Genomic DNA, 15,172 nt, shown 5'->3' on the forward strand with positions numbered 1-15,172 from the left:
TTACTTACTTACTTGTATTAATTCGACAGAGCTCAAAACTCGATCTGATATTTCATTCGCATACGAATCCCCTTCTTCATGGAAAATCATGATTTGTTGTAATCCGCCTTCTTGACTAAATAACACCACTTCATAATACAGCTTTTCACTGCTTTTAGAATCGATATTGAATCTCGAAAAAGTCCCGTATGATTTTAAACCACTTACCCCTTCTTTAGTATCAAAATCCTCTTGTTTCACAATCATATTTTGCGCCCCTTGCGATTCCAATGTCTGCAAGGTAACTTCCATTGATTTCTTCAAATCAATTTCCGCTTCTTGCTTGTATTTAATGGTCGAAACCATCAAGTAAAAGTTATCCATAAAACTACCATAGGCAAAAGATTGCATTTCTTTAACCAGTTGCAATCCATTTTTGGGAAGCGATTTCGTTAAATCAATTCTTTTAAGCACTTTCGGAGTTTCAATGGCAACCCCAGGGTTTCCATAGGTACTTATTATCCATTCTCCCTCGAGTAATTCTTTTGTTGGATGCCCAATTATAGTATCTTTTACATAGTCAAATCCTTTGGTCGCAATAAAATAAGTAGTCGTTGCTAACAATAAGAAAAGAACGGAAGCTACTGCAATAAGAATGCGCTTACTTCTCTTTTTCTTTAATTGAATTTGGATCTGTTTTTGTTTTTGTACTTCATTCAGTAAAGCATCCTCTTCGATTTCGATTTCTACAGGAATAGAACTGTCCAATGTGAGAATTGCTTTTTGTAGTTTATTTCGATCCTCTGTAATTTCGTAATCTAAGGGTTTAGATTTGGCAAATTTTACTAAATCGGCTTGTTTTAAAACGCGCTCCAGGTTCTCTATGGTCTCCTGTGAAACCGTCATTTTCTTTCTCACGGAGGCCGCTCTAAGACCAAGAATTAACTCGGAAGTAGTACTTTCCATAGCTGGAATATCTATTGCCTCTTCAATGTAATTACGGGCAATATCCGTCAATTCGCTATAGTAGGCCTTCACTTCTCCTTTTTGCCAAAGCTCTTTTTGTTCTAAGGTATTTAGTAAGCTGGTCGCTTTTTCTATCGGTGTTTTGTACACCTCTTCTTCAATCTTTTTCTTTTGTTGTCTTTTAACAAACCAATACACTAATGCTCCAATTCCAAGAATAAGCGCTACTATCAAAAGGTATTTCCACCAGTCACCTATAGAATCCTTTACCGGAACGATGTCTTTAATATCATACATCTTTTGTTTTAAAGTATCCACTTCAACATTGGCAACTTCAACCGAAATTGAATCTGTCAAATACGTTTTGCTGTTGATGAAAATCTTTATACTCGGAATCGTATATTTTCCGGAATCAAACTGTGTTAATCCGTATTTCTTGATTAATTCATAACGATCATTATTTTTGACCGTGTCTATGGGATAAGACCGAATTACTTCTAGAGCCCCGATGTTTTTGAGATTTGGAAAATCAACTTTAGACAAAGTGTCCACCGACGTTTTCACCGTCAATTTAAACTCTGCGCCAATTTTGTTCTTAGTCGTATCTATGCTAGTCATCACTCGCTTTTGCTGGGCAAAAATAGAAGTGGAAAAAAGCAAAATTAGTAGGTATATGTTTTTCTTCATTTTTTATGTTTTCCCCTATAATCTCCTCCACTTTCCGGAGGCGGGAGAGGGGCTTCTATCTCGATTTAAAATAGCTTAATAATTTGGTCACATAACTTTCGTCAACCCTGGTGTTTACCACCCCGGAACCTGACTTACTGAATGTTTCCTTGAAATAATTTAATTTTTCATTATAGTGTTTCTCGTAATTGAATCGAACTGTTTTTGAACCGGTATCAATTAATTGCGTTTCCCCTGTTTCAGCATCGAGCATCGACACCATACCCATATCCGGCATTTTTTGTTCCCGAATGTCATACACTCGAATTCCTGTGATGTCATGTTTTTTGGCTGCGATCTTCAACGTATGCTCATAATCCTCCGCCATGAAATCAGAGATAACAAATACAATCGCTTTCTTTTTCTGGGTGCTAGATAAAAATTTTAAAGCTTGAGCAATATCGGTTTTAAGGCTTTTAGGTTCAAACTCTATCAATTCACGAATGATCCGCAAAACGTGTGACCGTCCTTTCTTTGGTGGAATGTATAACTCAATTTGGTCTGAAAATAAAATCAACCCTATTTTGTCATTATTCTGTGTTGCCGAAAAAGCCATAGTAGCGGCAATCTCCGTAACAATATCTTTTTTGAATTGGTTTTTAGAACCAAAACTTTCCGATCCTGAGATATCTACCATTAGCATCATGGTCAATTCGCGCTCTTCTTCGAAGACCTTTACGTGGGCTTCATTGTAACGTGCTGTAACATTCCAATCAATAGCACGAATATCATCCCCATATTGGTATTGTCGTACTTCACTGAAAGTCATCCCCCGTCCCTTGAATGAAGTGTGGTATTCCCCTGAAAAGATATGATCACTCAATCTTCGGGTTTTAATCTCTATTTTTCGTACTTTTTTTAAAAGCTCTTTTGTATCCATCTTCTTTAGTTATCAGTCCCAGTAATCAGTCCCAGTGACCAGTATTGTAAAAACTGAAACTGCGACTCTATACTGCAAACTAAATTTAAGGCACCTCTACTTCATTTATGATTTTATTGATAATATCAACAGAAGTAATGTTTTCCGCTTCTGCTTCATACGTTATACCAATTCTGTGGCGCAATACATCGTGAACAACGGCGCGAACATCTTCTGGAATTACATAACCACGACGTTTTATAAAAGCATAACATTTGGCAGCATTGGCTAAATTGATACTTCCCCGCGGAGAAGCTCCAAAACTGATTAAGGGTTTCAAGTCGGCCAGTTTATATTTTTCTGGGTAACGGGTTGCAAAAATAATATCAAGTATGTATTTCTCGATTTTTTCGTCCATGTACACTTCGCGAACCGCTTCCTGTGCGCGTAGAATTTGTTCTACCGAAACGACTTGATTTACTTTCTCGTAGCTTCCTTTTAAGTTTTGACGAACGACCATGCGCTCTTCATCCATTTTAGGGTAGTCAATAACCGTTTTCAACATAAAACGATCGACCTGTGCTTCCGGGAGCTGGTAGGTTCCTTCTTGTTCAATTGGGTTTTGAGTTGCCAATACCAAGAAAGGTCTGTCCAGTTTAAAAGTAGTATCACCAATAGTTACTTGTTTTTCCTGCATCGCTTCTAATAACGCAGACTGCACTTTAGCTGGCGCACGGTTAATCTCATCTGCTAAAACGAAATTGGCAAAAATAGGCCCTTTTTTTATGGAGAATTCATTTTGTTTAATGTTGTAAATCATTGTTCCCACAACATCTGCCGGCAATAAATCCGGTGTAAACTGTATTCTACTGAACGATCCGTGTACCGCCTGGGCAAGTGTGTTTATGGCTAATGTTTTTGCTAATCCCGGAACACCTTCCAGTAAAATATGTCCTTGTCCAAGAAGTCCAATCAACAATCTTTCAATCATGTGCTTTTGACCCACAATCACTTTATTCATTTCCATTGTCAAGAGATCGATAAATGCGCTCTCTCTTTCTATTTTTTCATTGATTGCTCTAATGTCTAAAGTCGATGTATTTTCTTCCATATCGTTTTATTTAAAACCTTGATTTTAATGCCTTATATTTGAGAGTGCAAATTGAATTATTTTTTAGAGGTAAGATGTTAAAAAATGGTTAAAACTTCGAATAAAGCGCTAATTTTAAGGATGAATTATGATACAATTTTTATATTTTTAAGAACTTTGAAAAATATACTTTGAATTAAGAAAAATACGAGTTTCAGTAAAAAATAAAAACCATGAACAAAACGACATTATCGCCTATTATTGCAGGCACTATGAATTGGGGAGTTTGGGATAAAAACCTAACTTTAAAAGAAATGCTAAACATGATTCATATCTGTTTAGAAAACAAAATCACCACCTTTGACCATGCCGATATTTATGGTTCTTACACCACTGAAGCTGATTTCGGAAAAGCATTTGCTTCCAGCAAAATAGCCCGAGAAAAAATGCAACTGATATCCAAATGTGGGATCCAAATGCTGGCTGAAAACCGAGATAACAAAATCAAACATTACGACTACTCTAAGTCACACATTATCTGGTCAGTTGAACAATCGTTAAAGAATTTAAAGACTGATTATTTAGATGTATTTTTGTTGCACAGACCGAGTCCGTTGATGCAGTCGGATGAAATTGCCGAAGCGGTGGAAAAACTAAAATCAGAGGGAAAAATACTTGACTTTGGACTCTCTAATTTTACTAGTTCCCAAACCGAATTGATTCGTCAAAAAACAGAAATCAGCTACAATCAGGTACAATTTTCGGCTACGAATTTTGAACCTATGGTTGATGGAAGTTTTGATTATATGCAACTGAATAATATTCGCCCAATGTCTTGGAACCCTTTAGGATTTGTTTTCAGAAAAGATATTCCTCAAACCCATCGATTGAAGAAAATATTGGCAACATTAGTTTCAAAATACCATCTAGGTGCCGATACGATTTTACTCGCTTGGGTTTTACAACATCCGGCCAAAGTGCTTCCTATTGCAGGTACGGTAAATATCGCCAGGATACAGTCGTTGATGAAAGCAGTCGAACTAGACCTTGAAAAAGAAGATTGGTTTGCCATCTGGGCAGAAAGCATGGGCGAAGATGTACCTTAAATTGAGTGCAATTGCAATTCTAAAAAAGTAACAATGAAATCCAATAGTAATGATTTCGACAGAAACAATAAACCATGACTAAAACAGCCCTAATAACCGGTGCGACTAGCGGAATCGGTAAAGCAACCGCCGAAATCTTAGCGAAAAATAACTACAAAATTATCCTTTGCGGAAGACGCGAAGACCGAATGGCCGAACTTTCAAAAGAACTTTCAAAACTGACCGCGGTACATACTTTACTTTTTGATGTACGCGATAAAAAAGCCGTTTCAGAAAGCATCGCTTCTTTACCTGAAGCGTTTTCTACAATCGATATTCTTATTAACAATGCGGGCAATGCGCATGGCTTGGATCCCATTCAAACTGGTGATTTAGACGATTGGGATGCTATGATCGATATTAACGTAAAAGGATTGTTGTATGTTTCGAAAGCCATAATCCCCCAAATGATTGAAAGAAAATCAGGCCATATTATCAATATCGGTTCCACTGCCGCAAAAGAAGTATATCCAAACGGTAATGTATATTGTGCTACAAAACATGCAGTTGATGCTCTAAATCAAGGCATGCGAATGGATTTAAATCCGTTCGGAATAAGAGTGGGTGCAATCCATCCTGGAATGGTACAAACTGAGTTTAGTGAAGTGCGTTTTAAAGGAGATACGGATAGAGCGGAAAAAGTGTACCAAGGGTTCACACCCTTGCAACCAGAAGATATTGCCGATATTATTCACTTTGTAGTATCGAGACCGTATCATGTCAATATTGCCGATTTAGTCGTAATGAGTACTGCACAAGCTTCTTCTACGATTATAAAAAAAGATTAAAGCAACGCATTATAGAGTAATTAGTTTTTTTAAACACATAGCAACAAAGCTTATATTGTAGTTTTTGTAGGAGTTTCACTTTTTTTTGAAGTAGAACATAGCTTTGTAAATAGATACCAAAGGCCGGACAAACTATAGAGTCCTTCTTTTTGCTCTGTTTCTATGTGTTTTAATTTTTAAATGTTTTCAGCCTACGGGTCAATAAGTAATAACCGTAACCTAAATGATCAACAAGCGCCTTTTAATTAAAAATCTGCTCGCTCAAAATGATGAGAGTAGCTTTTATGACAAAAAGCGCCAGTTAAACTTGCACACTCGTGAAGGAAAAGCAAAGTTTTTAAAACACATTTGCGCCTTATCAAATTCCAACCCTGCCAATAATTCCTATATTGTAGTAGGCGTCGAAGATCAAGACAATGAAATAGTGGGAGTGGATTTTTTTGATGACAGCCACATTCAGAACTTAGTGAATGCCTATTTAGAAAACCCACCCAAAATTCAATATGAAAATGTCCCTTTCCCAAACTTACCAAAAGACAAAGTAATTGGATTAGTAACCGTAAAACCAAAAAACAACACCTCCTACTTTAAAAAAGGAATTCATACTATTCCAATCAATAGTGTATTTATTAGACACGGCAGTAACACGATGCCGACAGAAGAGAAAATTAAAAAGAATTTTCAAAACTCGGAAACCGTAATCGGGATTGAGAATAATGCCAGAAACAACATCAAATACACCCTAGATGGCGTATTTGATTTCATGAATTTTCGCCACAAAGACATGGCACCGGAGTACAAAGTATTCAAAGAATTATTTGTTATTTGCTGGGCAGGAACTCCAAAAAAAGTACGAGACAAAACGTTTTTGTCACGTGTCGACATTGAACTGATCAATGAGCAAATTAAATTGTTTTATTCCGATCAAGATGTGGTTACCATTACTTACGATGAGGATACTTTTACTATTATTGAATATCTCTCTTTGGGCCTGAACGATAAAACGAGTTATTATCCCTTGGAGAAACAAACCATCTGTTTTTATGAAAATGGGTATTACAAAATAGAAAACGAGATGCTTTTCCAACCACCAGAATTCAGCCAAAAAATGCTATATCACATTTACAATTCGAATCTTGCTTTGCTGGCAAAACTAAAAAAAGGACTGACATTAACTGTGAGTGAACACAAGGACCTTGAAAATGTACCCTCGACATTCATGATCTGTTACCTCAACGGATTTGATGATGCCAAAGGAAAACTGGTGGAAGCCAAGCCCCTCTTAAAGCCTTTTCCCCAAATTTATTTATCTTTTAAAGAAGCGATGCGGATTTTGAGAAAGATGAAGTACGACGTACACTAAAAAATTTAAGTCCGCATAAGTCAACCAACGAATCATACCTTGGCTTAAAAACTTGCGCTCAGAATTGCTGAGTGCTCTCGAAGCCCGTCTGAATTTGAAAAAAAAATACCAAAAAACATAGGAAAACATTAACACTAGCGATGTTCCTTTAAAAAGAAGTTCCTTCTACTGCTGTGTGTTAAAAATGACAAGCGGCAACAAAAAGGTCATTGATGAAGCTGGTAATAATTCGAATAATTAAAAGCGATAAGACGATAAGTGTATTCATTGCTTGAAGATTTGTTTTTGTAAAATTAACGAAAAAAAACAGAGTAAACAATCACTAAAAGTAGTGATATTTCTGTAATACAAAATCAACCTTTTTATTTCAAAACCAACACTTTAAAAAACAAATCGACAACATATTCCGCTCGTCCCTTCAATCCAACTACCCTCAAATTTGAGGCACCCTTTTTCTACAAAATAATCTTCTCCACTTATTGCTTTTTATACGATTATCCCATGAGACCGACCGATAGGGTTGCACCGGTTGTGAACTATTAGACTTAAATAAAACATTACAAACACAATCAAAGCTCTTTTATTTCTCATACTATTTGCCGTTCTAATTAATTTTAAGGTAAAAAATTAATTAAAAATTATCACTTCCCAACTCTTTTACTTATTTTTATGGATTAGAAAAACAACACTGTTGCTGTTTTTTTGTAATCGCGATTGACAATACACAAAATGAGAACATTAGTTATAGGTGACATACACGGAGGCTTACGTGCACTACACCAAATCATGGAAAGAGCCAAAGTTACTGCAGAAGACACTCTGATTTTTTTAGGGGATTACGTTGATGGCTGGAGTCAATCTCCACAGGTCCTTGATTATTTAATTGAATTGAATACTACAAACAGCTGCGTCTTTATCCGAGGCAATCATGATGAATTATTATTGCACTGGTTAAAAGACAGCAAAGACAATCTTATGTGGTACAAGCATGGTGGCGAAGCAACTGTACTTGCTTATGAAAAAGTAGATGCCGTTACAAAACAATTGCATGTTGACTTTTTACTTTCGTTAAAAGACTACTATTTAGATAAAAAAAGTCGGCTTTTTGTTCATGCCGGATTCACGAACATGAATGGGGTTGCTTATGAATTCTTTCCAAAATTATTTTACTGGGACAGAACCTTGTGGGAAACTGCTCTGTCATTAGACCGAAGTATCAAACCCAACGATTTACTCTATCCGAAACGATTGACTCTGTATGACGAAATCTATATAGGCCACACCCCTGTGACCCGAATTGGTAAAACCGAACCCGTCCAGATGGCTTGTGTCTGGAATATAGATACAGGAGCCGCTTTTAAAGGACCTTTGACCATACTGGATGTGGACACAAAAGAATTCTGGCAAAGCGAGCCCTTGAGCACTTTGTATTTTGACGAAAAGGGAAGGAATTAAAATTTAATACGTTAATTTTTTCCGAATAGTTTTAAAATATCTATAAATATGAAAAAGTAATCACATTGTTATTACTGTCGTCCGTTTGGCTTACAAGCGCGCACGCCTTCAAGGGAAATAGAGATGTTAAAGGTCAAGTAGGTTTAAATACCCAAGACGTAGGAACAGGTATCTTTTTATCTTCTGATTTCGGTATTGGTAAAACATGTCCTTGGGACTGACCGCTAACTATTTATTGTCGGTTAACGAGGACGAGTTTGGAAACATTCCGGATTTTGCACAACGGGTAGATTTGAAAGCACGATTTAATGCTAATATAGGGAATGTATTGAAAATGGAACCAAACATGGATATTTATCCGGGCTTGGATTTAGGTCTGCATAACTTTGGCGCACATCTTGGTTTCCGTTATTTCTTTACCGATGGTTTTGGATTATTTGGTGAAGCTGGCGTACCGATAGCTAAATACGACAAAAACACAAGTGGATTTGACCGTTTAAACAATCAGTTTGTTCTAAATATTGGAGCATCATTTAATTTGTAGCACAAACGAATTACTACATTTTTACAATAAAAAAGGCAATTTGAAAATTTCAAATTGCCTTTTTTAGTTTATGTCTTCTATGTACTACAAGTCAAATTTAATTCCTTGTGCCAAAGGCAAGGAAGTTCCGTAATTAATCGTGTTGGTTTGACGACGCATATACACTTTCCATGCATCTGAACCCGACTCACGTCCTCCACCAGTTTCTTTTTCACCACCAAAAGCACCACCGATTTCAGCACCGGAAGTTCCGATGTTTACATTGGCAATACCACAATCAGACCCTGCAACAGATAAGAAATGTTCTGCTTCTCTTAAATTGTTAGTCATAATCGCAGATGATAATCCTTGAGCCACTCCGTTTTGAAGTTCAAGCGCATTTTCTACTGTTCCCGAATATTTCAATAAATACAATACTGGAGCAAAAGTTTCGTGTTGTACGATTTCAAATGAATTTTCCGCCTCTGCAATTGCAGGTTTCACGTAACATCCACTTTCGTACCCTTCTCCTGAAAGAACACCACCTTCAACAAGGATTTTTCCACCTTCTTCCACTACTCTAGTCAACGCACTATTGTACATTGCGACTGCATCCGTATCGATTAGCGGTCCAACGTGATTGTTTTCGTCTAATGGATTTCCGATGCTTAACTGCTTGTAAGCTGCAACAACAGCATCTTTAACTTTATCGTAAATGCTTTCATGAATAATTAAACGACGTGTTGAAGTACATCTTTGTCCTGCAGTTCCCACAGCTCCAAAAACAGCACCAATAACGGTCATTTTAATATCAGCATCCGGTGTAACGATGATTGCATTGTTTCCACCTAATTCCAATAATGATCTTCCCAAACGACCGGCTACAGTTTGAGCAACGATTTTACCCATACGAATAGAACCTGTTGCAGAAATTAACGGTACACGTTTGTCATTAGTCATCATTTCTCCCACTTTATAATCTCCGTTGATCAAACAGGAAATTCCTTCTGGAAGGTTATTTTCTTTAATTACTTCAGCAATTATGTTTTGACAAGCAATTCCGCACAACGGTACCTTTTCTGATGGTTTCCAAACGCAAACATCACCAGCTATCCAAGCTAAAGCTGTATTCCAAGCCCAAACCGCTACCGGAAAATTAAACGCTGAGATAATCCCGACAACTCCCAAGGAGTGATACTGCTCATACATTCTGTGCTGTGGACGTTCAGAGTGCATCGTTAATCCGTGTAATTGACGAGAAAGACCCACTGCAAAATCACAGATGTCGATCATTTCCTGAACTTCACCATATCCTTCTTGTAATGATTTCCCCATTTCGTAAGAAACCAATTTACCTAAAGCTTCTTTATTTTCACGTAATTTCTCTCCAAACTGACGTACGATTTCACCACGTTGCGGTGCCGGCATCAATCTGAATGTTTTGAAAGCTTCGGTAGCGGACTCCATTACTTTCTCGTAATCTGCCGCTGTAGAAGTTTTAACTTTCGCTATCAATTGACCATCTACAGGAGAATAACTTTCAAGGATTGCTCCATTTGAAAAATGATTTAATCCTGTTGAAGTTCCTTCATTTATGTCCTTTATGCCCAATTGTGCCAAAGCCTCTTTCATTCCGAATTGATTTGCTATTGTTATCATTGTAACTTATTTGTTATAAATTGTTATATTATTATTTTTGTAAAGATATTGTTTAAAGACTTATTATACAAAAATCACCTTATAAAATATCTTTAAGAATAGGGAGTACCTTCTAAACACCGCTTCTTTTCTGCAATTCTTCTCGCTTGAAAAAATATAGGTTTATGCCCTTGATTTCATAGCCCCGATGGAAGTGGCATCCCATGGTATTATTGCGACGGACGAAGCAATAACGCCATGGATATAACGGACAGCGGGAAATAGCTCCAAATAATTAAAAGGATACCTTCTAATTAATTACTATTTATCCGTAAACCGAGAGTCGGTTTCCATAACTGTTCCACATTTTACGCAGGTTCTCAACGCCAGCGACTCGTAAAAATTTTTAAAATGAGGTAGAAAATCTTTTTCGATGTCGTTTAGCTCAAAATATACCTCATGTAGTTTATGGTTGCAGTTCTCACAAAACCAAAGTAAACCGTCAGTGTAGCCCTGCCCTGCTCTTTTTCGTTCAATCACCAAGCCTATTGAACCCTCTGAACGGGAAGGGGAATGCGGTATTTTTGCAGGGTGCAGATACATATCACCTGCATGAAGCTCTAACACATTGCGTTCTCCATTTTCTTGAGTGATGATTGTTATAGAACCCTCAAGTTGATAAAACAATTCTTCAGTCTCATTGTAATGAAAATCTTTTCGCGCATTTGGACCCGCGACAACCATTACAATATAATCAGCGGAATCGGTATATAAATTTTTATTCCCAACAGGCGGTTTCAGCAATTGACGGTTTTCATCAATCCATTTAGTAAGGTTGAAAGGTTTTGAAATTGCCATTTTATGCGAGTTATTAAAATTAATGTTGCGCTAAGTTACTAAAAAGTCCCAAGCGGAAAAATATTTAAAATAATAAACTAGTACCATGTGCAATTAATGTAGCAACCGCCGGGACGCAGAACGAAAACTACATTACTAAAATTCGTTTTAGCTCAATAAAATCCATACCTAACTGACTTCTTACTTAACCTCTTTTATCAGATAAATATAAACTGGAAAATGATCACTGTAACCAACTTCACTCGGAGAATGTCGTTTAGGGTATCCTTTATATTGACCAGAAGTTTGTATCAAAAAAGCCTTGTTATATATCCCTGCTTTCCAATAGTTGAAAGAAGAGAAATCTTGCTGAATCAGCGACTGGGAAACCATGATTTGGTCAAAGATATCCCATGAATCTCGGTACGCTATAGTCCCCAAACCTTTTTTGGCCATTTCCTCAAAAGGATTGTAAACCCCTAATGGGAGCACATCCGCTTTACTGGCTTTGGCGCCAAGTGCTATTTTGACACTTTTATTGTAAGGCCCGTCATTTAAGTCTCCCATGGTTAATACTTTTGCATTTGGGTTTATCCGCTGCAAAGAATCTATTATTTTTCTATTTAATTCCCCTGCTGCTTCTCTAAAAGGACTTGATTTTTTCTCCCCTCCTGATCGTGACGGCCAATGATTAATAATAATATTAATTTCTTCCCCGTCCAGAAATCCGGTCACTAATAGCTGATCTCTCGTAAAGACACGATTATTAAAATTGCTTATTTGTAAAGTATCGTCCGTTTTTTCTTCTGCTTCTAATTTGGAACCCAGTTTTTTTAACACTTCCTTACGGTATACTATTAATGGAATATTGGTATAAGTCGTTGGTCGGAAATATTGTTTTTGATACAATAACGCCACGTCAATCCCTCTCTTGTCTGGGGAATCAAAATGGATTATTCCATACTGTTTATTAAGGAAATTTGACTCCTTGATTAAATCTTCCAGAACGCCTCTGTTCTCTATTTCAGAACAGCCAATAAATGTAGGGGAATTTGCGTTTTCTGAAGAGCCTATTTCGAGCAAAACACGGGAAAGATTCTGTAGTTTTTGATTGTACTTCCTGGAAGTCCAATGTTGGGCTCCTTGTGGCGTCCACTCATCATCATTTGTAGCGGGATCATTGATGGTGTCAAAAAGATTTTCAAAATTGTAGAATGCAACGGTATGGATCGCGTATTTTTTTTGCTGCCCAAATCCATTTACTACCGGTACAATAAAAAACAACACTAAAATCAATCGTGCAACTCTCATGTTTGATTTGTAAAAAATTAATTATAACCTCTGCACTGATAACTCTTGAAGTAAAAATACTTCATTTTCAGAACAAAACGCGAATTATTTTTGAAATTCAGTATCTTTGATTTTAAGTCAATTTTACTGACTTGCATTATTTTAAATATCCCAGAAAAACAAAAATATGCACACTACCCGATTTTGGTCTATAAATAGTAGTTTTGGTTTTTATAAAGCCTTACTTTTATTTTTTGTTTTACACTCTTTCAACAGTCAAGCCAATACACTAATGACAACACCACCTATTTTACAAAAAGGAGATACCATTGCAATTTTGGCAACAGCCAGAAAAAATATTGACAACAACTTGCAACCTGCCATAGATTTATTACACCGTTGGGGACTGGAAGTGGTCATCGGCAACACAATCGGGTTGGATGATAATCAATTGGCTGGCACTGATGCGCAAAGAGCAGCCGATTTTCAGAAGCAATTAGACAATCCAAACATTAAAGCGATTTGGTGTGTAAAAGGCGGTTATGGGACGGTTCGAATTATTGATTTACTGGATTTTACCAAATTTAAGCAAAGTCCAAAATGGATTGTTGGTTTTAGCGATATTACTGTTTTACATAATCATTTAAATACCATGGGGTATAAAACCATTCATGGAATTATGCCTATCACTTATCCGAGAGCCACTACGGAGGCAATTGAAAGTCTGAAACTGGCTTTATTTGGCAATCCCATACGTTACGAAATCGAACCTAACGCCATGAATCGGTTTGGGACCGCTTCAGGCGAATTAGTAGGTGGGAATTTATCAATCTTATACAGTTTATTAGGTTCTAACTCAGCTCTTGATTGTACCGATAAAATCTTGTTTATAGAAGATTTAGATGAATACCTGTATCATATCGATCGCATGATGATGAATCTAAAACGCAATGGTTGCTTGGAAAGTATAAAAGGAATTGTTGTGGGCTCCATGTACAAAATGAGGGACAATGATATTCCATGGGGAAAAAATGCCCTTCAAATAATAGAAGATGTCACTAAGCAATACAACATTCCCGTTGTCTACAATTTTCCGGCTGGACACATCCGCGACAACAGAGCGCTGGTTATGGGAAGCATGGTTCATCTTGATGTCAGTGCCAAAAAGAGTGTTTTAATATTTGACTAGAATAATCCTCCTTCCGGCCCCCTTCCTCCCGATAGCTATCAGGAGGAAGGGGCGACTTAATGGAAGTAGACTTTGAATGTGTATGCTACTAAATGAATACTGTTTTTGAATTTTGATTAACGATTTTTGATTGTGGAAGTTTGGGCACTGAATACTGTAAACTAAAGAAATGGCAGAACATAATGAATTAGGTAAGCTGGGAGAGGAAATGGCGGTCGAATTCCTTAGGAAAGACGGTTATACTATTTTAAATACCAATTGGACTTTTCAAAAAGCAGAAATTGATATCATTGCCAAAAAAGAAAACACCCTCGCTATCGTTGAAGTGAAAACCCGATCCTCATTGGAATTTGGTTTGCCGCAGGATTTTGTGAAACCCAAAAAAATTCAGCTACTCGTAAAAGCGGTTGACGCCTATGTCAATGAAAAAGATCTGGCCGTTGAAGTCCGTTTTGATATCATTGCCATCCATAAGGAAGGTAAATCTTTTGTTATTGAACATCTTATAGATGCCTTTTATCATTTTTAATTGTATTTTCTTGATGTTGTATTTGTAACAAAATGTTTTTTATTTATATTTGCACTGTGTTTTGACACATAAAAAATATTAGATTATGAAAACTGTCTCTTCAATTGTTGAAAATTATATCAAAACAAAGCCTTTTCTTTTAAACGCACTATCTCTTGGAATCATTAATCTGACTTCATTGTCCAGAAATATAATGTCAGAATTAGAAAGTGAGTTTGGCAAAGAAGTAAAGCAAGGGGCGGTTGTAATGTCATTAAAGAGACTAACTGAAGAACTAGATTTTAGATTAAACCACAAAATCAATAAAGTAATAAAAAACATAGGTGAAATCACCGTACGTTCTGCTTTGACTGATTATACGTTCTCCGTTTCTGAAACGGTTTTGAACAAACAAGCAGAATTAATATCTGACATCAATGCTTTACCTGATGTGTTTTATACCTCATCTAGAGGGGTAAATGAAATCAACCTTGTCGTAAGCAATAGTGTAAATCACTTGGTTGACAAGCATTTTGTAAGTGAAAAATTGATTCAAAAACTGGACAATCTGGCATCAATCACCGTTAAATTACCTAAAGAAAATATTGTCGTTCCCGGTATTTATTATTTCATCTTTCAGCGTTTGGCCTGGGAAGGAATCATCATCAATGAAGTAATCTCGACTTCTAATGAGTTTACTATTTTAGTAAGTGAAGAACAGGTAGACGTTGCTTTTAAAGTGATCAAAGATTTGAAAAACTAAAACAAAGACTTAGAATTTATAGCGGAAGCTTCCCTCTTTCAAAAGGTGGAAGC

Annotated in this window: 13 protein-coding genes and 1 pseudogene; 8 read left to right on the forward strand and 6 right to left on the reverse strand. The window is 36.7% G+C overall.

The window, feature by feature from the left end:
- From CXF59_RS12025 to CXF59_RS12035, 3 genes are all read right to left on the reverse strand, one after another.
- On the reverse strand, positions 1-1,632 hold the full coding sequence (locus CXF59_RS12025; RefSeq protein WP_101138000.1) for a BatD family protein: 1,632 nt from the start codon (positions 1,630-1,632) through the stop codon (positions 1-3).
- A 55-nt stretch (positions 1,633-1,687) separates the two neighbouring features.
- Positions 1,688-2,551, reverse strand: a complete 864-nt coding sequence (locus tag CXF59_RS12030) for a DUF58 domain-containing protein (protein ID WP_101138001.1) — start codon at positions 2,549-2,551, stop codon at positions 1,688-1,690.
- A gap of 85 nt (positions 2,552-2,636) precedes the next feature.
- On the reverse strand, positions 2,637-3,641 hold the full coding sequence (locus CXF59_RS12035) for a MoxR family ATPase (RefSeq protein WP_101138002.1): 1,005 nt from the start codon (positions 3,639-3,641) through the stop codon (positions 2,637-2,639).
- Between the two features lie 212 nt (positions 3,642-3,853).
- Here CXF59_RS12035 and CXF59_RS12040 point away from each other — a divergent pair, with 212 nt between their 5' ends.
- The 5 genes and pseudogenes from CXF59_RS12040 (at position 3,854) to CXF59_RS12060 (ending at position 8,915) form a co-directional block, all read left to right on the forward strand.
- Positions 3,854-4,726, forward strand: a complete 873-nt coding sequence (locus CXF59_RS12040; RefSeq protein WP_101138003.1) for an aldo/keto reductase family oxidoreductase — start codon at positions 3,854-3,856, stop codon at positions 4,724-4,726.
- Positions 4,727-4,800: 74 nt separating this feature from the next.
- Positions 4,801-5,553: an SDR family NAD(P)-dependent oxidoreductase gene (locus CXF59_RS12045; protein ID WP_101138004.1), complete on the forward strand. Its 753-nt coding sequence runs from the start codon at positions 4,801-4,803 to the stop codon at positions 5,551-5,553.
- A gap of 223 nt (positions 5,554-5,776) precedes the next feature.
- Complete coding sequence (locus CXF59_RS12050) at positions 5,777-6,916, forward strand: ATP-binding protein (RefSeq protein ID WP_101138005.1); 1,140 nt, start codon at positions 5,777-5,779, stop codon at positions 6,914-6,916.
- 729 nt (positions 6,917-7,645) lie between these two features.
- Positions 7,646-8,371, forward strand: a complete 726-nt coding sequence (locus CXF59_RS12055; protein WP_101138006.1) for a metallophosphoesterase — start codon at positions 7,646-7,648, stop codon at positions 8,369-8,371.
- 65 nt (positions 8,372-8,436) lie between these two features.
- Positions 8,437-8,915 (forward strand): annotated as a pseudogene (locus tag CXF59_RS12060) (DUF6646 family protein).
- 84 nt (positions 8,916-8,999) lie between these two features.
- On the opposite strand, the gene CXF59_RS12065 reads toward CXF59_RS12060, so the two are convergent.
- From CXF59_RS12065 to CXF59_RS12075, 3 genes are all read right to left on the reverse strand, one after another.
- Positions 9,000-10,553: an aldehyde dehydrogenase family protein gene (locus CXF59_RS12065; protein WP_101138007.1), complete on the reverse strand. Its 1,554-nt coding sequence runs from the start codon at positions 10,551-10,553 to the stop codon at positions 9,000-9,002.
- Positions 10,554-10,853: 300 nt separating this feature from the next.
- Positions 10,854-11,390, reverse strand: coding sequence for a 3-hydroxyanthranilate 3,4-dioxygenase (locus CXF59_RS12070; protein ID WP_101138008.1), 537 nt, complete (start codon positions 11,388-11,390; stop codon positions 10,854-10,856).
- Between the two features lie 180 nt (positions 11,391-11,570).
- Positions 11,571-12,680 (reverse strand): endonuclease, encoded by a 1,110-nt coding sequence (locus tag CXF59_RS12075; protein WP_101138009.1) that lies wholly within the window; start codon positions 12,678-12,680, stop codon positions 11,571-11,573.
- A 166-nt stretch (positions 12,681-12,846) separates the two neighbouring features.
- On the opposite strand from CXF59_RS12075, the gene CXF59_RS12080 reads away from it, so the two are divergent.
- The 3 genes from CXF59_RS12080 (at position 12,847) to CXF59_RS12090 (ending at position 15,119) form a co-directional block, all read left to right on the forward strand.
- The gene (locus tag CXF59_RS12080) at positions 12,847-13,848 is read left to right on the forward strand and encodes an LD-carboxypeptidase (protein WP_232758847.1); all 1,002 of its coding nucleotides are present in this window, start codon (positions 12,847-12,849) and stop codon (positions 13,846-13,848) included.
- Positions 13,849-14,017: 169 nt separating this feature from the next.
- Entirely contained in the window at positions 14,018-14,377 is a 360-nt protein-coding gene (locus tag CXF59_RS12085; protein WP_101138010.1) for a YraN family protein, read from the forward strand.
- An 85-nt stretch (positions 14,378-14,462) separates the two neighbouring features.
- On the forward strand, positions 14,463-15,119 hold the full coding sequence (locus CXF59_RS12090; protein WP_101138011.1) for an aspartate kinase: 657 nt from the start codon (positions 14,463-14,465) through the stop codon (positions 15,117-15,119).
- Positions 15,120-15,172 lie beyond the last annotated feature (53 nt).

This window comes from Flavobacterium sp. ALD4, from assembly GCF_002836475.1.
GTDB lineage: Bacteria > Bacteroidota > Bacteroidia > Flavobacteriales > Flavobacteriaceae > Flavobacterium.